Raw genomic sequence first — 17,580 nt, 5'->3', positions numbered from 1 at the left:
CGGGCGCGAGGCCTAGAAGGCGGTCATGGAACTCTTCGACATCCTGATCCTCATCGCCATCGCGGCCGTCGCCATCACCCTGGGCTTCGGGGTCTACAGCCTGTATCGCGGCGGCGATTTTGCTCGCTCGCACTCGAACAAGCTCATGCGGCTGCGCGTCGTGCTTCAGGCCGTGGCGGTGCTGTTGCTGATGGGCGGGATGTGGTGGAAAGCCACGCACGGCGGCTGAGACGACAAGCAAGCTGAGGGGCTGAAGCCATGGTCACGCTGAACAAGATCTACACCCGCACCGGCGACGGGGGGAAAACCCGGCTGGCCTCGGGCGCGCCCGTGTCCAAGACCGACCTGCGGGTCGAGGCCTATGGCGCGGTGGACGAACTGAACGCCGTCATCGGCGTGGCTCGCCTCAACAGCGGCCAGAACGACCGCATCGACGCCATGCTGGGCCGCATCCAGAACGAGCTGTTCGACCTCGGCGCCGACCTGGCCACCCCGCTGGACCCGGCGCCCAAATGGGAGGCGCTGCGCATTGTCGCTTCTCAGGTCGAGCGCATCGAGACCGAAATCGACTGGATGAACGAAAGCCTGAAACCGCTGGACAGCTTCATCCTGTCAGGCGGCTCGCCCCTGTCGGCGCACCTTCACCTGGCGCGCACCGTCTGCCGCCGGGCCGAGCGCGACGCAGTGCGTCTGCAGGAATCGGGCGAGCAGGTGAACGCGGACGCGGTCCGCTATCTGAACCGCCTGTCGGACCACCTGTTCGTCGCCGCCCGTCGCGCCAACGCCAACGGCGCCGCCGACATCCTGTGGAAGCCCGGCGCGACGCGCTGAGCCCTCAGCCAGCGCGCAGCGCGTCAGGGCGAGAAGCGCGGCTCTGAAGCAGCGAAAGGCGCGTTGGGGCGACGAATAGAGAGCTCTACTGCTGACGCAGGGCCGCCACGCGCGCGCGTTCGGCCTCGGTCGCGGCGTCGCGGGCGCGCTTCTGGGCGTTCAGCTGATCTTCAATCTCGACCAGTTCCTTGTTCTTCTCGGCCGAGGCCTCGGCGCGGCTGACGCCGATGGGGCGGCCGGTGATTTCAGCGATCGAGATCGGCTGGGCGCAGATGCGGCTTTCGATGTCGTACCACTTGCCTTCGGCCTCGCAGCGCTCGCCGGGCTCCATCCAGTAGTGCTGGAACACGAAGACGCCGGCGATCATGACAGCGAACAGGCTGAAGAACAGGATGTTCAGGCGGCTGTTGGTGAGAAAGCGTTTCATGCGGGTCTCATAGTGCAAAATTGGGCCGCAGACACGAACAGAGTTCACGTAGCGTTACGTTGACAGGCCGGTTTCGCCGGTCCAATCCCTCGAGCCATATTTCGATGACCAAGTGGATAGGCTCATGAAGGTACTCGTCCCGGTGAAACGGGTGATCGACAGCAACGTCAAGGCCCGCGTCAAGGCGGACCAGACCGGCGTCGACCTGGCCAACGTCAAGATGAGCATGAACCCCTTCGACGAAATCGCCGTCGAAGAGGCCGTGCGCCTGAAGGAAGGCAAGGAACACCATGCCGCAGGCACGGCGACGGAAATCGTCGTCGTCTCCATCGGCGTGACCCAGGCCCAGGAAACCCTGCGCACGGCCCTGGCCATGGGCGCCGATCGCGGCGTCCTGATCCAGTCGGACGCCGACCTGGAGCCGCTGGCCGTCGCCAAGCTGCTGAAGGCGGTCGTGGACGAAGAGAAGCCGGACCTGGTCCTGCTGGGCAAGCAGTCGATCGACGGCGACAACAACGCCGTCGGCCAGATGCTGGCCGCCCTGCTGGACTGGCCGCAAGCCACCTTCGCCGGCAAGCTGGTCATCGAGGGCGGCAAGGCCGTCGTCACCCGTGAAGTCGACGGCGGTCTGCAGACCGTGGCGGCGACGCTGCCAGCTGTGGTCTCGGTCGATCTGCGCCTGAACACGCCGCGTTACGCCAGCCTGCCCAACATCATGAAGGCCAAGAAGAAGGAGATCGCCATGAAGGCGGTCGCCGACTACGGCGTCGATGTCGCCGATCGTCTCAAGGTTCTGAAGGTGTCGGAGCCGCCGAAGCGTTCGGCGGGCGTCAAGGTCGCCGACGCGGCCGAGCTGGTTTCCAAACTCAAAGACGCAGGGGTTCTGTAATGGCCGTTCTCGTCATCGCCGACCACGACGGTTCGGTTGTTCGCGACACCACCCACAAGACGGTGACGGCGGCTCTGGCCCTGTCGTCGGACGTGGACGTCCTGGTCCTGGGCAAGAACGCCAAGGTCGTGGCTGACGCCGCCGCCAAGATCTCCGGCGTACGCAAGGTCCTGCTGGCCGAGGGCGACGCCGTCGCTCACGGTCTGGCCGAGGCTGTCGAAGCCACGGTCCTGCCGCTGGCGGCTGGCTACGACGCCATCCTGACCCCGGCCAACACCGACGGTAAGAACTTCGCCCCGCGCATCGCCGCCAAGCTGGATACGGCGCCGATCTCGGACATCGTCGAGGTCGTCTCGGCTGATACTTTCGTGCGCCCGATCTACGCCGGCAACGCGCTGGAGACGGTCCAGTCTGCCGACGCCAAGAAGGTCATCACCGTGCGTCCGACGGCCTTCGCCGCCGCCGCTGAAGGCGGTTCCGCCTCGGTAGAGACCGTCGCCGCCGGCGAAGCGCCCAAGACCGCCTTCGTCTCCGAGGAAATGGTCAAGTCGGACCGCCCCGAACTGGGCGCCGCCAAGATTATCGTCTCGGGCGGTCGTGCTCTCGGCTCGGCTGAAGAGTTCCACGCCGTCATGGACCCTCTGGCCGACAAGCTGGGGGCCGCCGTGGGCGCCTCGCGCGCTGCTGTGGACGCGGGCTACGCCCCCAACGACTATCAGGTCGGCCAGACCGGCAAGGTCGTGGCCCCGGCCCTCTACATCGCCATCGGCATCTCGGGCGCCATCCAGCACCTGGCGGGCATGAAGGACTCCAAGGTCATCGTCGCCATCAACAAGGACGCCGACGCCCCGATCTTCCAGATCGCCGACTACGGCCTCGTCGCCGACTACAAGACCGCCGTGCCGGAACTGATGGCCGCCCTGGGCTGATTGGTTCCAGACGCAGAGTTGAAGCGCGCCGGGCGAGAGATCGTCCGGCGCGTTTTCTTTTGGGCCGGGATGACGGACATAGGGGCATGACCGCCCGCCTCGCCATCAAGCTGACCCCCCGCGCCGCCGCCGACCGCATCGACGGCTGGGACGTGGACCCCGACGGGCGGCCCGTGCTCAAGGTCCGCGTTCGGGCCCAGCCGGTTGAGGGCGAGGCCAACGCCGCCCTGACCGCCTTGCTGGCCAAGGCCTTGGGCGTGCCGAAACGGGCGGTGAGCCTGGCGCGCGGCGGTCAGTCGCGGCTGAAGATGATCGAGATAGACGGGCTCAGCGACGACGAGGTCCGCGACCGCTTGTCCGCCCTCTGACATTCCCCCTTTACGGCGACGCTGAACCTCCTTTGTATACGGTCCCATTGTCTGCCCGCCGTATGCGGGCGCGAGGGGGTCTCGCTCATGTTGCTTAACCGTCTGCGGGGCCCAAGCCTCGCTGTCCTCACCTGCGCGCTCGGCGCCCTGGCCCTGTCGGCCTGCGCCACGACCGGCGACGCCAAGCCCAGGACCGAGACGGCCTCGGCCGCATCGTCCAAGGACCGCACCATGGCTCCCGGCCTGGACGGCTGGGCCAATGCGGATCCCTATCCCTCGACCTATCGCGGCCTGCCGCGCGAAAACCTGGCCCTGGTCGGCGCCACGGTCCTGACCGGCACAGGTCAGAAGATTGAAGCCGGCGTGGTGATCGTCACCGACGGCCGCATCGCGGCGGTCGGCGGGGCCGACACCCCGGTGCCGGCCGGCCACAAGGTGGTCGACGCGCGCGGCCGCTACGTCACGCCCGGCGTCATCGACATCCACAGCCACCTCGGCGTCTATCCCTCGCCCGGCGTCATGGGCATGAGCGACGGCAACGAGGCCACCAATCCGAACACGGCCCAGGTCTGGGCCGAGCATTCGATCTGGCCGCAGGATCCCGGTTTCAACACCGCCCGCGCCGGCGGCGTCACCACGCTTCAGATCCTGCCCGGCTCGGCCAACCTGTTCGGCGGCCGCGGCGTGACGGTGCGCAACGTGCCCTCAGTCACCATGCAGGGCATGAAGTTCCCCAACGCCCCATACGGCCTGAAGATGGCCTGCGGCGAGAACCCCAGCCGCGTCTATGGCTCGCGCAACCAGTCGCCAGCTACCGGCATGGGCAATGTCGCCGGTTATCGCGCCGCCTTCATCGCCGCGCGCGACTACAAGGACAAGTGGGACAAGTGGCGTGAAACGGGGCAGGGCACGCCCCCGACCCGCAACCTGCAGCTGGAGACGCTCGCCGGCGTGCTGGACGGCTCGATCTTGGTCCAGAACCACTGCTACCGCGCCGACGAGATGGCGGTCATGCTCGATGTGGCCAAGGAGTTCGGCTACAAGGTCACCACCTTCCACCACGCGGTCGAGGCCTACAAGATCGCGCCCTTGCTGGCCCGTGAAGGCGTCTGCGCCGCCATGTGGACCGGCTGGTGGGGCTTCAAGATGGAAGCTCTGGACGGCATCGAGGAGAACGCCGCCCTGACCGACGCGCCGGAAGGCTCGTGCGCCGTCATCCACTCCGACGACGCCGAACTGACCCAGCGCCTCAATCAGGAAGCCGCCGCCGCCCTGTCGGCCGGTCGCCGCGCCGGGATGAACATCTCGGAAGAGCACGCCATCAGCTGGATCACCCTGAACGCCGCCCGTTCGATCGGCATCGACAAGGAGACCGGCTCGCTGGAGCCCGGCAAGCGCGCCGACGTGGTGATCTGGAGCGCCGATCCCTTCTCGGTCTACGCCCGCGCCGATCAGGTCTTCATCGACGGCGGTCTGGCCTTTGACCGCTCCAACCCCGCCTACCAGCCCGTATCCGATTTCGAACTGGGTCAGCCCGGCTTCGGCCAGTCCGCCGCCGGCGTCGCCCAGGGAGCTCGCTGAACCATGCGTATCCAAACCCTTCTCGCGGGCGCAGTTGCAGCCCTCGCTCTCGTCGGTCCCGCAGCGGCTCAGGACGTCGCCATCACGGGCGGCCGCGTCATGACCGGAACCTCGGTGATCGAAAACGGCACCGTCGTCGTGCGCAACGGCCGGGTCGTCTCGGTCGGGACCGGCGCGGCCCCGGCCGGGCTGCGCGCCATCGACGCGCGCGGCAAGATCGTCACGCCGGGCTTCGTCGCGGTCGATTCCGGCCTCGGCGGTTCGGAAGTCGGCTCGGTGCGCGGCTCCAACGACCTGTCGAACAGCGCCAACACGCTGAGCGCCGCTTTCGACCTGTCCTATGGTCTGGACCCCTGGTCCTTCACCCTGCCGGTCGCCCGCCTCGGCGGCGTCACCCGCGCGGTGGTCACGCCGCAGCACGCGGGTTCGGGCGGCGGCCACAGCCATGATGACAGCGACTTCGCCGGGGCTGGTCACGGCGGCTATCAGTCGCCGGGCCTGTTCGCCGGTCAGGCGGCGGTGATCAAGCTGGGCGGCGCCGACATTCTGGTTAAGCCGCGTGTGGCCATGGTCGCTCCCTTCGGCGAGGCTGGAAAGGGCGTCGCCGGCGGCGCGCGCGGGGCCGAGTTCGTCCTGTTCAAGGAGACCCTGGCTGAGGTCCGGCTCTACGCCCGCAACAAGGCCGCTTATGACCGCGCCGCGCTGCGCGACCTGTCGCTGTCGCGCGCCGATCTGGAGGCCCTGATCCCGGTGGCCAACGGCTCCATGCCGCTGATCGTCAGCGTCAACCGCGCCTCGGACATCCAGCAGGTCTTGCGTCTGGCTCGCGAGGAAGGCGTCAAGGTCATCCTCGACGGCGCCGCCGAAGGCTGGCTGGTCGCCGACGAAATCGCGGCCGCCAAGGTCCCGGTCCTGCTGCATCCGATCACCAACCTGCCCGGCAATTTCGAGATGCGGGCGGCGCGCATGCAGAACGCGGCGGCGCTGAACGCGGCGGGCGTGGTCATCGCCATCAAGGGCAATGAGGGCTCGACCCACCGCGCCCGCGACATCCGCTACAACGCCGGCAACGCTGTCTCGCACGGCCTGCCCTTCGCGGCGGCGATCCAGGCGATCACGGTCAACCCGGCCCGCATCTTTGGCTTCGATGGCCAGTTCGGCGAGCTGAAGCCGGGCGCGGCCGGCGACGTGGTGGTCTGGTCGGGCGATCCGCTGGAGCCGCTGAGCCAGCCTTCGGCCGTCTTCATCGACGGCGTGGAGCAGCCGCTGCAGGCCCGCAACCTGCTGCTGCGCGACCGCTATCGCACCGGCGGCGAAGGAGCCATGCCGGTCGCCTATCCGCAGTAGGGCTCACGCTGAATGACGGTGAGGGCGTCGGTCGCAGGACCGGCGCCCTTTTCGTATGCGACGAAGGCCGGATAGAAGGGGCACCATGGCCACCATTCTCTACATCGACGCCGACGCCTGCCCCGTGAAGGAGGAGGTCTATCGCGTGGCCCGCCGCTACGGGCTCAAGGTCTTCGTGGTGTCCAACGCCTGGATCAATGTCCCGCGCGAGCAGCTGATCGAACAGGTGGTGGTCGACGCCGGTCCCGACGTGGCCGACGACTGGATCGCCGAGCGCGCCGTCACTGGCGACATCGTCATCACCGCCGACATTCCGCTGGCCGACCGCTGCCTGAAGTCCGGGGCCCAGGCGCTGAAGTCGAACGGTCAGTCCTTCACGCCCGATTCCATCGGCTCAGCCCTGGCGGGGCGCATGGTGGGCGAGCATCTGCGCTCCATCGGCGTAGCCACCAGCGGCCCGCCGCCCTTTTCCAACGCCGACCGTTCGCGCTTCCTGCAAGCGCTGGACACGGCGGTCGTCCGTGTGCGGAAAGTCAGCCCGTGAGCCGCATTCCCGAGGATGAGCTGGAGTTCCGCTTCTTTCGCGCAGGCGGGCCGGGCGGTCAGAACGTCAACAAGGTCTCCACCGCCCTGCAGATGCGGTTTGACGTCAAGAACTCGCCCAGCCTGACGGAACCTGTGAAGGCGCGATTGATGAAGCTGGCGGGAAGCCGCCTGACGCTGGACGGGGTCATCCTCATCACCGCCGTCCGCTTTCGGACGCAGGAGCGCAACAAGGCCGACGCCATGGCGCGGCTGGACGAGATGGTGGCCGAGGCCTCGATCAAGCCGGTCTACCGCGTGCCCACCCGTCCGACGCGCGCGTCCAAGGAGCGGCGTCTCAAGACCAAGTCGACCCGCTCGACCATCAAGAGCGGGCGCGGCAAGCCGTCGCTGGACTAGACTTAGTCGCGGGCCGGGCGGAACAGCAGGGCCGCGATCTGATTGTCGTCGTTGAAGGCGATGACCCAGTCGGTGGCCTGCTTCTCGAACACGACGCGGAACAGGTCGGCCCCATCCTGCTGGCCGACATGATCGATGCTCTTCAGCGCGCCGAACTGCTGCACCAGCGGGGTGACGGTCGTCGCCTGTTCCCGGATCTGGACCGCCAGGTCATCGCTAAACACGGAATAGTCGACATTGCCGGACTGGAAGGAGGCGATGGCGGCGCGCAGGGCCTGTTCGGCGCGGGCGATGTCGGGCGCGACGGCTGCGGGCGCCGGACCGGGCGGCGTGGCGCGGGCCGGGGCGGGCTCCTCGAAGGCGTTCGGCAGGGTGGCCGCCGCGCCTGGCGAAGAGGTAGGCGGCGTCGCGGTTTGCGCCGCGACGGGCAGGGCGAGCAGGCTGACGCCCAGAACGGCGGCGGCGATCGGGGTCTTCATATGCGGCAGGCTCCGAAGAAGCGTCAGGCGACGATCATCGGCCAGAGTGTCAGGACCAAGGCGGCGACCGACGCGCAGACGGCGACGGTGACGGCGGCGACCACCCAGGGCCGGGTTCCGGCCTTCTCGATCACAAACGCCTGAGATTGCGGCGGGTTCTGCACCAGTCGCGACAAAGCCTTCAGGGCGGCGACGGCTTCTTCGATGGTCTCCTTGACCTGGGCCTGAGGACCCAGTTCGCGCTTGATCCAGCGCTCGACCACGGGCTTGGCCGCCTCCCACAGATCGTGGTCGGGGTTGAGGCGGCGCGCCACCCCTTCGACAGAGACCATGGTCTTTTGCAGCAGCACCAGTTCGGGGCGCATGTGCATGTCGAACAGGGCGGTGATCTCGAACAACTGGCCCAGCAGGCGTCCCATCGACACCTGACTGGCCTGGCGTCCGATGACCGGCTCGCCGACCGCGCGCAGGGCCTGGGCGAAGGTGTCGACCGAATGGTGCGGCGGCACGTAGCCGGCCTCGAAGTGGACGCGGCTGATGCGGTCGTAGTCGCGGCTGATGAAGCCCCACAGAATCTCGGCCAGGTAGCGCCGCTCGGCCGGTCCCAGCCGCCCGACGATGCCGAAGTCGATGGCGGTCAGCTCGGCGGGGGCGTCCGCGAACAGATTGCCCTCGTGCAGGTCGGCGTGGAAGACGCCGTGGTCCAGGGCCTGGATCAGGAAGGCGCGCACCACCTTGTCGGCCAGGGCGTCCTTGTCGAGGCCGGGCAGGGTGTCCAGCGCCGGGTCGGTCATGGGCAGGCCGGGGGCCCACTCCAGCGTCAGCACCCGCTTGCCCACGCCGTCCCAGACAATGGCGGGGGCCGACATATAGCCGTCCTTGGCCATGACCTCGGCCAGTTCGGAGGCGGCCGCCGCCTCCAGCCTCATGTCCAGCTCCAGCGACAGGGCGCGGGCGATGATCTCGACGAAGGCCTGCGGCTCCAGCCGCCGGGCGGGCTCGACGAAGCGATTGACCAGCTTGGCGCCCAGACGCATGGAATCCAGACCACGCGCCACGCGGCGCTCCACGCCGGGGCGCAGCACCTTGACCGCCACCTTGCGACCGTCGGCCAGCCAGGCCGGATGCGCCTGCGCCAGGGAGGCGGCGGCGACGGGCTGGCCCAGATCGCGGAACAGGCTCTCGACCGGACGGCCCAGCGAGCGTTCGATCTCGGCGCGGGCCTCGTCCAGCGGGAAGGGCGGCAGCTTGTCCTTCAACCGGCCGAGGTCCTGGGCGAACTGGATGCCGAAGATGTCGGCGCGCGTGGCCAGAACCTGACCCAGCTTGATGGCCACGGGGCCAAGGTGCTCGAAGGCCTGACCGACGCGCTGGCCGGGGCGACCGGCGCGGTGCTTGCGGCTGGCCGTCATCTGCACCAGCCGGGCGAAGGGCCGCGTCCAGGCCGGCAGCAGGGGATTGACCTCGCGCGGGATCAGGGCGTCGTGACGCGCCAGCACCCAGCCCCAGCCGATCAGGCGGAGCGTCGCGCCCAGCGGGTCGCGGACGGGTTCCGGCGTCGGCGCGGGCGGCGGGGTCTTGACGGACAACCGGCTCAGATCGCCCACCCGTGGTGGATGGCGGCGATCCCGCCCGACAGGTTGGTGACGCTGACGCGGCTGAACCCGGCGTCCTCGATCATCCGCTTGAAGGTCGACTGGTCGGGGAAGCGACGGATGCTCTCGACCAGATACTGATAGCTGTCGCGATCCTTGGCGACCCATTCGCCGATGCGCGGAATGGCGTGGAAGGACCAGGCGTCGTAGGCCTTGCGCAGGGCCTCGGTCGTGGGGCGCGAGAACTCCAGACAGATGAAGCGGCCGCCGGGCTTCAGCGCGCGCCGCGCCTCTTTCAGGGCGCCCGCCACGTCCGACACGTTACGGATGCCGAAGCTGATCGAATAGGCGTCCAGGCAGGCGTCGGGGAAGGGCAGGTTCATGGCGTCGCCGACGCCCCAGGCCATCTCGGGCTCCCCGCCCTTGGCCACGCCGTTCAGGATCATCTCGGCGTTGTAGTCCATGACGATGACGGTGGCGTCCTCGCCGCCGCGCCGCTGCTGGGCTGCACGCGCCATCTTGGAATAGCGCCGCGCCATGTCGCCGGTGCCGCCGGCCATGTCGAGGATGACCTCGCCGGGACGGGCGTTCAGCTTGGCCGCCGTGGCGTCCTTCCACAGACGGTGCACGCCCGCGCTCATCAGGTCGTTCATCAGGTCGTAGTTGGAGGCGACGGAGTTGAAGACGCCGCGCACCATCTGCACCTTTTCCCGGGCATCCACGTCGCGGAAGCCAAAGGACGAAGTCTTGCCGGAGGGGGAGGAGGGATCGGCCTGGGTCATGACAGGGGGTGTAACGCTTCATGCGCGCGGCGTCATCCGGGGAAGCGTCGCAGAACATCGACAGGCTGACGCGGCGTCACGGCTTGTCGCCTCCTCGGGGCCGCGATACGCCTGAACAAAATCAAGGAGACGCTCATGACCGCCGCCCTCGACGTCAACGCCGTGCTTCAGGGGCTGCCCGACTGGCGCCGCGCTGACGATCCGCGCCCGGCCATCGCCCGTAGCCTGCGCTTCAAGGACTTCAACGCCGCCTTCGGCTTCATGACTCGCGTGGCCCTGCTTGCGGACAAGGCCGACCACCACCCCGAATGGTCGAACGTCTACAACCGGGTCGAGGTGCTGCTGACCACCCACGACGCGGGCGGGGTGACCGAGCGCGATGTGGCCATGGCCCGCTTCATCGACGAGGCCGTCAAAGGCCAGGTCGAATGACCGGCCGCGTCGCCGGCAAGGCCGCCCTCATCACCGGGGCGGCGGGTGGTCTGGGTCAGGCCATGGCGCGGATGCTGGTGCGCGAGGGGGCGAAGGTCGCCGTTTCCGACCGCGACCTGAACGGCGCGAAGGCTCTGGCCGACAGCATCAACGCCGAAACCCCCGGCGTCGCCTTCGCCTATGAGCACGATGTGACGCGCGAGGACGACTGGGTCCGCGTGGTCGCCGCCGCCGCCGAGGACATGGGCGGCCTGTCCATCCTGGTGAACAACGCGGGCATTGGCGGCTCTCTGGCCTGGGCCGAGCAGGACACGCTGGAGAACTGGCGTCAGGTTCAGGCGGTCAACATCGAGTCCGTCATGCTGGGCTGCAAGCACGCCATGCCCCATCTGCGGGCATCTAGCGCGGGCTCCATCGTCAACATCTCGTCGATCGCGGGACTGGCGGCGGCGCCGGGCATGGGGGCCTATAACGCCACCAAGGCGGCGGTCTGGCTCTATACCAAGACGGTGGCGCTGGAGGCGGCCAAGGCGGGCTGGAACGTGCGCGCCAACTCGGTCCACCCGGTCTTCATCAAGACGCCGATCCTCGATCCCTTCATCGCCATGGCCGGTGGCGACGAGGCGAGCGCGCACGAAAAGCTGGCGCGCGGCATCCCGTTGAAGCGCCTCGGCGAGCCGGACGACGTGGCGTATTGTGTTCTCTACCTGGCCTCGGACGAGTCGAAGTTCGTGACCGGCGCCGAGTTCAAGATCGACGGCGGCATGACGGCGCAGTGAGCCCTGCGAGGGTGCAAGGAAAAACGCCCCGGTCTTTCGACCGGGGCGTTGTCATCTTCAGGCCTGACCGTCGCGCAGACGTTTCAGGTCGGGAGCCAGAGCCTCGTCGGTCAGGATGGCGATGGCCTCCTCGACGGTGACGATGGTCTGGGCCTGGCTGCCCAGGCGGCGGATGGCGACCTTGCCTTCCTCGGCCTCCTTGCGGCCGACGACGGCGATGGCGGGCACCTTGCCGACCGAGTGCTCGCGGATCTTGTAGTTGATCTTCTCGTTGCGCAGATCGATTTCGGTGCGCAGGCCCGCGGCGCGGAACTTGGCCACGACTTCCTCGGCGTAACCGTCGGCGTCCGAGGTGATGGTGGCCACCACGGCCTGGGTCGGCGCCAGCCACAGCGGGAAGGCCCCGGCGTAGTTCTCGATCATAATGCCGATGAAGCGCTCGAACGAGCCGAGGATCGCGCGGTGCAGCATGACCGGGCGGTGCTTCTGGCCGTCCTCGGCGATGTAGGTCGCGTCCAGACGGTCGGGCAGGACATAGTCCAGCTGGATCGTGCCGCAGGTCCATTCACGGCCGATGGCGTCCTTGACGATGAAGTCCAGCTTGGGCGCGTAGAAGGCGCCGTCGCCCTCGGCGATGACCACATCGACGCCGGCGTGGCGGGCGGCCTCGGCCATCTGGGCCTCGGCCTTGTCCCAGAACTCGTCGGACCCGGCGCGCACGTCGGGACGGGTGGCCAGGTTGATGTAGGCCGTCTCCATGCCGAGGTCGGCGTGGACCGACTGGGCCAGCTTGATGAACTCGGCCGTCTCGTCGACGATCTGGTCTTCGCGGCAGAAGATGTGGGCGTCGTCCTGGGTGAAGCCGCGCACGCGCATCAGGCCGTGCAGCGAACCCGACGGCTCATAGCGGTGGCAGGCGCCGAACTCGGCCATGCGCAGCGGCAGTTCGCGATAGGAGCGCTGGCCCTGATCGAAGATCTGCACGTGGCCGGGGCAGTTCATCGGCTTGAGGGAAAGGGTCTCGCCCTCCACCGTCTCGCAGACGAACATGTTGGGGCGATACTTCTCCCAGTGGCCCGAGGCCTCCCAGAACTTGCGGTCCAGAACCTGCGGCGTCTTGACCTCGACATAGCCGGCGGCGTCCAGGCGTCGGCGCATATAGGCCTCCAGCACGCGCCACAGCACCCAGCCCTTGGGGTGCCAGAAGACCATGCCGCGGCCCTCTTCCTGCATGTGGAAAAGCTCCATGGCGCGGCCCAGCTTGCGGTGGTCGCGCTTCTCGGCCTCCTCGATGCGCAGCAGATAGGCGTCCAGATCGGCCTGGGTCGCCCAGGCCGTGCCGTAGATGCGCTGCAACTGGGCGCGGTTGCTGTCGCCGCGCCAGTAGGCCCCGGCCAGCTTGGTCAGCTTGAAGGCCTTGCCGACGAACTTGGTGGTGGGGAAGTGCGGTCCCCGGCACAGGTCGGCCCATTCGCCCTGCTTGTAGACGGTGATGGTCTCTGTGCCCGGCAGGTCGCGGATCAGCTCGGCCTTGTAGGTCTCGCCGATCTTTTCGAAGTGGGCGATGGCCTCGTCGCGGTCCCAGACCTGACGCTCCAGCGGGGCGCCCCGGTCGACGATCTCGCCCATCTTCTTTTCGATCTTGGCGAAGTCGTCGGTCGAGAAGGGCTCGTCGCGGGCGAAGTCGTAATAGAAACCGTCCTCGATGGCCGGACCGATGGTGACCTGGGTGCCGGGGAAGAGCTCCTGCACCGCCTGGGCCAGCACGTGGGCGGCGTCGTGGCGGATGGTCTCCAGCGCCTCGGGATCGTCGCGCATCAGCAGGCGGAAATCGCCGTCGCCGTCGATGACGCGGTCCAGGTCGCGCTGCTCGCCGTTCCAGACGACCAGAGCCGCCTTCTTGGCCAGCGAGGGCGAGATGGCGGCGGCCACGTCGCGGCCCGTCGAGCCGGCCGGATACTGACGCACGGCGCCGTCGGGGAATTTCAGTTCGATCATGACGGTCGTTCTTTTTCGGTCTTGGCGGGCGGCACGGGATCATAGCCCGAACCGCCGAAGGGATGGCATTTACAGAGACGGCGCACGGTGAGCCATCCCCCCCGAACCGGACCGTGCTGGATCAGGGCGTCGCGCCCATAGTCCGAACAGGTCGGCAGAAACCGGCACGACTGGCCGAAGAAGGGGGACAGCGTCACCTTGTAGCCCCGATGGGCCGCGCGGACGCTGCGTTCGTAGAGAGACATCTGTCCCTTCGCCGGGGGCTCTGTTTCGGGTTCGCGCCGCTTATCCCTCTTCATCGCAGGGGGATCAACCGGACGAAGCCTTCAGGCCGCGCCGGCGAGGCGAGTTCGCGTATCGCTGTGGTGTTTCGCCAACGCCTGATTGACGGCGTCGAGCGTGGCTTCCAGCGCCACCATGGTCGAGGCGTGACGCGCCGGATAGTCGGCCACCTGCTTCAGCACCCGCAGACCCTCGAAGCGGCCCTCGGGGCCCTCGCCGCCGGATTTCAGCATGGCCAGCATGGCGTCGCGGGCCTCGACGATCTCCGACGCGGTGGCGCCGAGGATGCTCTCGCCTACCACGCCCGCCGCCGCCTGCCCCAGGGCGCAGGCCTTCACCGCCTGGGCGAAGTCGCTGATGCGGCCCTCGGCGTCCAGCACCACGTCCACGGTCGCCTTGGACCCGCACAGCTTGGCCACGCGCTCGGCGCTGCCTTGCGGCTCCGCCAGCCGTCCGCTGTGCGGCAGGTTGGCCGCCAGCGACAGAATGCGCGCGCTGTAGAGGTCGTCGATCATCGGATGAAGATAGGGCTTTCGAGCCGTCGGGTGAAGGGCGGGGCCTCAGCCGCCCTGAACCGAAGACCAGGTGCGGGCCGACCCGCCGGTTTCAGCCGCCGCGACCGGCGCGGCCGCCGCCGTGCGCTCGGCCAGCCAGCGCAGGTTGGCGTCGGCCACCTCGGGCGGCAGATCGCGGCGCAGGATCTGTTCGGCCTCGGCGGTCTTGCCCTGCAGACCCAGCGACAGGGCCAGATTCTGGCGCACCTTCATCGTGGCGTTTGGCTGGGCGGCGGCGCGGCGCAGCAGAATCTCGGCCGAGGGCGCATCGCCTTCGCCCATGCGGGCGATGGCGGCGTTGGTCAGGACGTCGGGGTTGTCGGGCGACAGGCGCAGGGCCTCAGTCCAGGCGGCCTTGGCGTCGTCGCCCCGGCGCACCTGCTGATAGGCCACGCCCAGCAGCGACAGGGGGCGCCAGTCGCGCGGCGCGGCGGCCCTGGCCTGCTCCAGCGCCGCGATGCCGTAGAAGGCCTGACCACGCGCGATGTGGGCGCGGCCGACCTCCAGCATGGCCTCGATGTTGGCGGGCTGGACAGTCAGGACGCCTTGCGCCGTCTCAGCGGCCTGATCGAACTGGCCCAGTTCGCGCAGGGCCTGAGCGGTCTTGACCCCGGCGATCGGGTCCATCGGATTGATCTGCTGCTCGTTGGACCAGAAGACAGACCGGGCCAGGGCGTCGGCGCGGTCGTAGCTGGCGCGCGTCGCGGCGTCGGCAGGCTGGCGCGCGGGAGCGGTTTGAGCGGTCGCAGAGGCAGGCGTCTGGGCCATGGCGACGCCCGGCAAACCCATAAGGGCCAGCGTCATGGTTGCGGCGGCGGCGGCGGTGCGCGACATGGAGAGGGTCCGGACGGTTTCCTGCGGCCTCAGCGTCGCGCCTTCGGGTCAAGGTTTGGTTAATCGGTCTTTAAGGGCCGGAAAGGCTCGCCCCATGTCCGTTGTTCATCCCGACCTGCTGATCGCCGTTTCCGACAGCGCGCGTCCCGTGCGCGTGGTCCAGCAAGGGCAGGGGCTGACCGGGGCGCAGGCCGCCTGGGCCGAGGCCAACGGCTTCACCGGCAAGGCGGGCCAACTTCTCATCGTGCCGGGCGAGGACGGCGCGGCGGCGGAGGCCCTGTTCGGCGCGGGCGAGACCTTCGAGCCGATGACGGCCCGCTCCCTGCCGACCCGTCTGCCCGCCGGCGACTGGCGGCTGGAGGGGATTGAGGGCGAAGCCGCCCGGCAGGCGGCCCTGGCCTTTGTTCTCGGCGGTTATCTGTTCGACCGCTACAAGGCCCGGCCTGAGCGCGGTCGCGCCCGCCTGGTCGCGCCTGCGGGCCTCGACCTGACCGAGACCCTGAACATCGCCGCCGCCGCAGCCCTGGCGCGCGAGATGGTCGACACCCCCGCCGCCGACATGGGGCCGCTGCAGATCGAGACCATCGCGCGCGAGATCGCCCAGTCGGCGGGCGCAAACCTGACCGTCACGACCGGCGACGCCCTGCTGGAGGAAAACTATCCCGCCGTTCACGCGGTCGGCCGCGCCGCCGCGCCCCATCGCGCCCCTCGCGTGCTGGAGATCGGCTGGAAACTGGACCAGGCCAGCCTGCCGCTGGTGGCCCTGGTCGGCAAGGGGGTCGTGTTCGACACCGGCGGTCTGGACCTCAAGCCCGCCGCCGGAATGCGCAACATGAAGAAGGACATGGGCGGTTCGGCCCATGCGCTCGCTTTGGGCCGTCTGATCATGCAGGCCGATCTGCCGGTGCGTCTGGTGGTGCTGGTCGCCGCCGTCGAGAACGCCGTGTCCGCCGACGCCTTCCGCCCCGGCGACATTCTGTCGAGCCGCAAGGGCCTGACCATCGAGATCGGCAACACCGACGCCGAGGGCCGCCTGATCCTCGCCGACATCCTGACCCGGGCGGGCGAGCACAATCCCGATCTGACCCTGGACTTCGCCACCCTGACCGGGGCGGCGCGCATGGCGCTCGGCCCCGAACTGCCGCCCCTCTACACGGACGACGAAGCCCTGGCCGAGGGCATCCTCAGCGCCGGGCGGGCGGTGGGCGATCCCCTGTGGCGCATGCCGCTGTGGGCCGGCTATCGCGCCTCGCTGGAGAGCGAAATCGCCGACCTGAGGAATGATTCCGCCGCCTGGGCCCAGGCCGGATCAGTTACGGCGGCGCTCTTCCTGCAGAAGTTCGCGCCGACGACGGGGGCGTGGGCCCACATGGACATCTTCGCCTGGAACCCGCGCGCGCGTCCCGGACATCCCGAGGGCGGCGAGGCTCAGGCCCTGCGCGCCTGCTACGGCTATCTGCGCGACCGATTCGTCAAATAGCCAAGGCTGTTAACGCCCGATTTGGCTTCGGCGTTTACAAACAGCGGTTCACCCGTGTGAACAGCCGCCGAGTCCCTGTTTGTCCGACGCCCTCGACCTGATCCCGCCCGGCGCGCCCCTGATCCTTCGGGACGGGGATCGCATCGTGATGGCCGAACAGGCGCTGGAAGGTCTGATGCGGGCCGAGGCCTATCGCCGGACCGAGGCCATGCATTGCCGGGTTCCGGTCGCGGACATCGTGTCGGACGCCGATCAACGCACGGATCAACTGCTTTACGGCGAGGCCTTTGACGTCCTGCACCGTCAGGGCGACCGCGCATGGGGCCGCGCCCGTCGCGACGGCGTCGTCGGCTGGATGGCGCTGGACGTGCTGTCGCCGGGCGCGCCCCTGGCTCGTCGTCGCGTTTCTTCCGTCACCGCCGCCCTGCCGCTGAACGCCCTGGTGGATGAGGCCGCCGAGGGGGTCAGCGAGGCTGACCTTCAGCCCGTCGGCGATTTCGAGCGCGAGCCGGTCGTCGTGGCTGAACGTCTGCTGGGCCGTCCGCACGCCCTGGGCGCCCGCTCCTCGTTCGAGACCGACTGTTCGGGTCTGGTGCAACAGGCGCTTCTGGCCTGCGGCCTGCCCGGCCCGCGTCGTTCCGACGCCCAGGCCGACCTCGGTCGCCCCATCGCTCGGGACGCCGCCCAACGCGGCGACCTCGTCGTCTGGATGGCTCCGAACCGCGACCACGACTGGACCGGCCACTCGGCCATCATGGTCGACGCCGATCAGGTCATCCACTCGACCGGCGCGCGCGGCGGCGTGGTCATCGAGACCCTGGCCGACGTCGAAGCGCGGCTGACCGGCGAAGGTTTCGCGTCGGCCCTCTTCCGCCGCATCTAACACCCGCTTCCGTCATCCTGGGCAAGGCTCGCGAGCGAGCCGCAGATCCGGGACCGCCCAAGGCGCAGACGGCGGCATGTCTTGCGCTCCCGGATAGCCCTGCGGGCTTCCGGAATGACAGCCCATCCCGCGATCAGATCCCCAAACGCAGAAAAGGCGACCCGAAGG

Annotated in this window: 21 protein-coding genes; 13 read left to right on the top strand and 8 right to left on the bottom strand. The window is 68.8% G+C overall.

Annotated features, from left to right (window positions below):
- Positions 1 to 25: 25 nt before the first annotated feature.
- Positions 26 to 229: a twin transmembrane helix small protein gene (locus ACIQTU_RS14815; RefSeq protein ID WP_400548757.1), complete on the top strand. Its 204-nt coding sequence runs from the start codon at positions 26 to 28 to the stop codon at positions 227 to 229.
- Between the two features lie 29 nt (positions 230 to 258).
- On the top strand, positions 259 to 831 hold the full coding sequence (locus ACIQTU_RS14810; protein WP_400548755.1) for a cob(I)yrinic acid a,c-diamide adenosyltransferase: 573 nt from the start codon (positions 259 to 261) through the stop codon (positions 829 to 831).
- Positions 832 to 916: 85 nt separating this feature from the next.
- On the opposite strand, the gene ACIQTU_RS14805 is transcribed toward ACIQTU_RS14810, so the two are convergent.
- The gene (locus ACIQTU_RS14805) at positions 917 to 1,258 is read right to left on the bottom strand and encodes a hypothetical protein (RefSeq protein WP_400548752.1); all 342 of its coding nucleotides are present in this window, start codon (positions 1,256 to 1,258) and stop codon (positions 917 to 919) included.
- Positions 1,259 to 1,382: 124 nt separating this feature from the next.
- Here ACIQTU_RS14805 and ACIQTU_RS14800 point away from each other — a divergent pair, with 124 nt between their 5' ends.
- From ACIQTU_RS14800 to arfB, 7 genes are all read left to right on the top strand, one after another.
- Positions 1,383 to 2,147 carry an electron transfer flavoprotein subunit beta/FixA family protein gene (locus tag ACIQTU_RS14800; protein ID WP_400548749.1) on the top strand — a complete coding sequence of 255 codons (765 nt, stop codon included), beginning with the start codon at positions 1,383 to 1,385 and terminating at the stop codon, positions 2,145 to 2,147.
- Positions 2,147 to 3,076, top strand: a complete 930-nt coding sequence (locus ACIQTU_RS14795; protein ID WP_400548746.1) for an electron transfer flavoprotein subunit alpha/FixB family protein — start codon at positions 2,147 to 2,149, stop codon at positions 3,074 to 3,076. The genes ACIQTU_RS14800 and ACIQTU_RS14795 overlap by 1 nt, the downstream gene beginning before the upstream one ends.
- 86 nt (positions 3,077 to 3,162) lie before the next feature.
- On the top strand, positions 3,163 to 3,444 hold the full coding sequence (locus tag ACIQTU_RS14790) for a DUF167 family protein (RefSeq protein WP_400548743.1): 282 nt from the start codon (positions 3,163 to 3,165) through the stop codon (positions 3,442 to 3,444).
- Positions 3,445 to 3,531: 87 nt separating this feature from the next.
- The gene (locus ACIQTU_RS14785; RefSeq protein WP_400548740.1) at positions 3,532 to 5,025 is read left to right on the top strand and encodes an amidohydrolase; all 1,494 of its coding nucleotides are present in this window, start codon (positions 3,532 to 3,534) and stop codon (positions 5,023 to 5,025) included.
- A gap of 3 nt (positions 5,026 to 5,028) precedes the next feature.
- On the top strand, positions 5,029 to 6,372 hold the full coding sequence (locus ACIQTU_RS14780; protein ID WP_400548737.1) for an amidohydrolase family protein: 1,344 nt from the start codon (positions 5,029 to 5,031) through the stop codon (positions 6,370 to 6,372).
- 85 nt (positions 6,373 to 6,457) lie between these two features.
- Complete coding sequence (locus ACIQTU_RS14775) at positions 6,458 to 6,916, top strand: YaiI/YqxD family protein (RefSeq protein WP_400548734.1); 459 nt, start codon at positions 6,458 to 6,460, stop codon at positions 6,914 to 6,916.
- Positions 6,913 to 7,314, top strand: a complete 402-nt coding sequence (gene arfB, locus ACIQTU_RS14770) for an alternative ribosome rescue aminoacyl-tRNA hydrolase ArfB (RefSeq protein ID WP_400548731.1) — start codon at positions 6,913 to 6,915, stop codon at positions 7,312 to 7,314. Before ACIQTU_RS14775 ends, arfB begins: the two co-directional genes overlap by 4 nt.
- Positions 7,315 to 7,316: 2 nt before the next feature.
- Here the strand turns inward: arfB and ACIQTU_RS14765 are convergent, their stop codons facing one another.
- The 3 genes from ACIQTU_RS14765 to ACIQTU_RS14755 are packed head-to-tail and all read right to left on the bottom strand — an operon-like array spanning position 7,317 to position 10,170.
- Positions 7,317 to 7,793, bottom strand: a complete 477-nt coding sequence (locus ACIQTU_RS14765; protein WP_400548728.1) for a hypothetical protein — start codon at positions 7,791 to 7,793, stop codon at positions 7,317 to 7,319.
- A 23-nt stretch (positions 7,794 to 7,816) separates the two neighbouring features.
- A complete protein-coding gene (gene ubiB / locus ACIQTU_RS14760; RefSeq protein ID WP_400548725.1) occupies positions 7,817 to 9,400 on the bottom strand; it encodes a 2-polyprenylphenol 6-hydroxylase in 1,584 nt (527 codons plus the stop codon).
- On the bottom strand, positions 9,388 to 10,170 hold the full coding sequence (locus ACIQTU_RS14755) for a class I SAM-dependent methyltransferase (RefSeq protein WP_400548722.1): 783 nt from the start codon (positions 10,168 to 10,170) through the stop codon (positions 9,388 to 9,390). Before ACIQTU_RS14755 ends, ubiB begins: the two co-directional genes overlap by 13 nt.
- A gap of 135 nt (positions 10,171 to 10,305) precedes the next feature.
- On the opposite strand from ACIQTU_RS14755, the gene ACIQTU_RS14750 reads away from it, so the two are divergent.
- Entirely contained in the window at positions 10,306 to 10,602 is a 297-nt protein-coding gene (locus tag ACIQTU_RS14750) for a 4a-hydroxytetrahydrobiopterin dehydratase (RefSeq protein ID WP_400548719.1), read from the top strand.
- Entirely contained in the window at positions 10,599 to 11,381 is a 783-nt protein-coding gene (locus tag ACIQTU_RS14745) for an SDR family oxidoreductase (RefSeq protein ID WP_400548716.1), read from the top strand. The genes ACIQTU_RS14750 and ACIQTU_RS14745 overlap by 4 nt, the downstream gene beginning before the upstream one ends.
- A gap of 57 nt (positions 11,382 to 11,438) precedes the next feature.
- Here ACIQTU_RS14745 and thrS read toward each other — a convergent pair whose 3' ends face one another.
- The 4 genes from thrS to ACIQTU_RS14725 form a co-directional block, all read right to left on the bottom strand.
- Positions 11,439 to 13,379, bottom strand: coding sequence for a threonine--tRNA ligase (thrS, locus tag ACIQTU_RS14740; RefSeq protein ID WP_400548713.1), 1,941 nt, complete (start codon positions 13,377 to 13,379; stop codon positions 11,439 to 11,441).
- Positions 13,376 to 13,624 carry a membrane protein insertion efficiency factor YidD gene (yidD, locus tag ACIQTU_RS14735; protein WP_312781158.1) on the bottom strand — a complete coding sequence of 83 codons (249 nt, stop codon included), beginning with the start codon at positions 13,622 to 13,624 and terminating at the stop codon, positions 13,376 to 13,378. Before yidD ends, thrS begins: the two co-directional genes overlap by 4 nt.
- An 81-nt stretch (positions 13,625 to 13,705) precedes the next feature.
- Positions 13,706 to 14,176 (bottom strand): iron-sulfur cluster assembly scaffold protein, encoded by a 471-nt coding sequence (locus ACIQTU_RS14730; RefSeq protein WP_400548709.1) that lies wholly within the window; start codon positions 14,174 to 14,176, stop codon positions 13,706 to 13,708.
- Between the two features lie 45 nt (positions 14,177 to 14,221).
- Positions 14,222 to 15,049, bottom strand: coding sequence for a hypothetical protein (locus ACIQTU_RS14725; RefSeq protein WP_400548706.1), 828 nt, complete (start codon positions 15,047 to 15,049; stop codon positions 14,222 to 14,224).
- Between the two features lie 94 nt (positions 15,050 to 15,143).
- Between ACIQTU_RS14725 and ACIQTU_RS14720 the strand changes: the two genes are divergently transcribed.
- Together ACIQTU_RS14720 and ACIQTU_RS14715 are read left to right on the top strand one after the other, a co-directional pair.
- Positions 15,144 to 16,529, top strand: coding sequence for a leucyl aminopeptidase family protein (locus ACIQTU_RS14720; RefSeq protein ID WP_400548703.1), 1,386 nt, complete (start codon positions 15,144 to 15,146; stop codon positions 16,527 to 16,529).
- Between the two features lie 79 nt (positions 16,530 to 16,608).
- Entirely contained in the window at positions 16,609 to 17,412 is an 804-nt protein-coding gene (locus ACIQTU_RS14715; protein ID WP_400548700.1) for a C40 family peptidase, read from the top strand.
- Positions 17,413 to 17,580: the final 168 nt, after the last annotated feature.

The sequence above is a fragment of the Brevundimonas sp. NPDC090276 genome (assembly GCF_044772165.1).
Lineage (GTDB): Bacteria > Pseudomonadota > Alphaproteobacteria > Caulobacterales > Caulobacteraceae > Brevundimonas.
The sequence above is the reverse complement of the archived record's forward strand: the minus strand, read 5'-3'. Positions and strand labels throughout refer to the sequence as shown.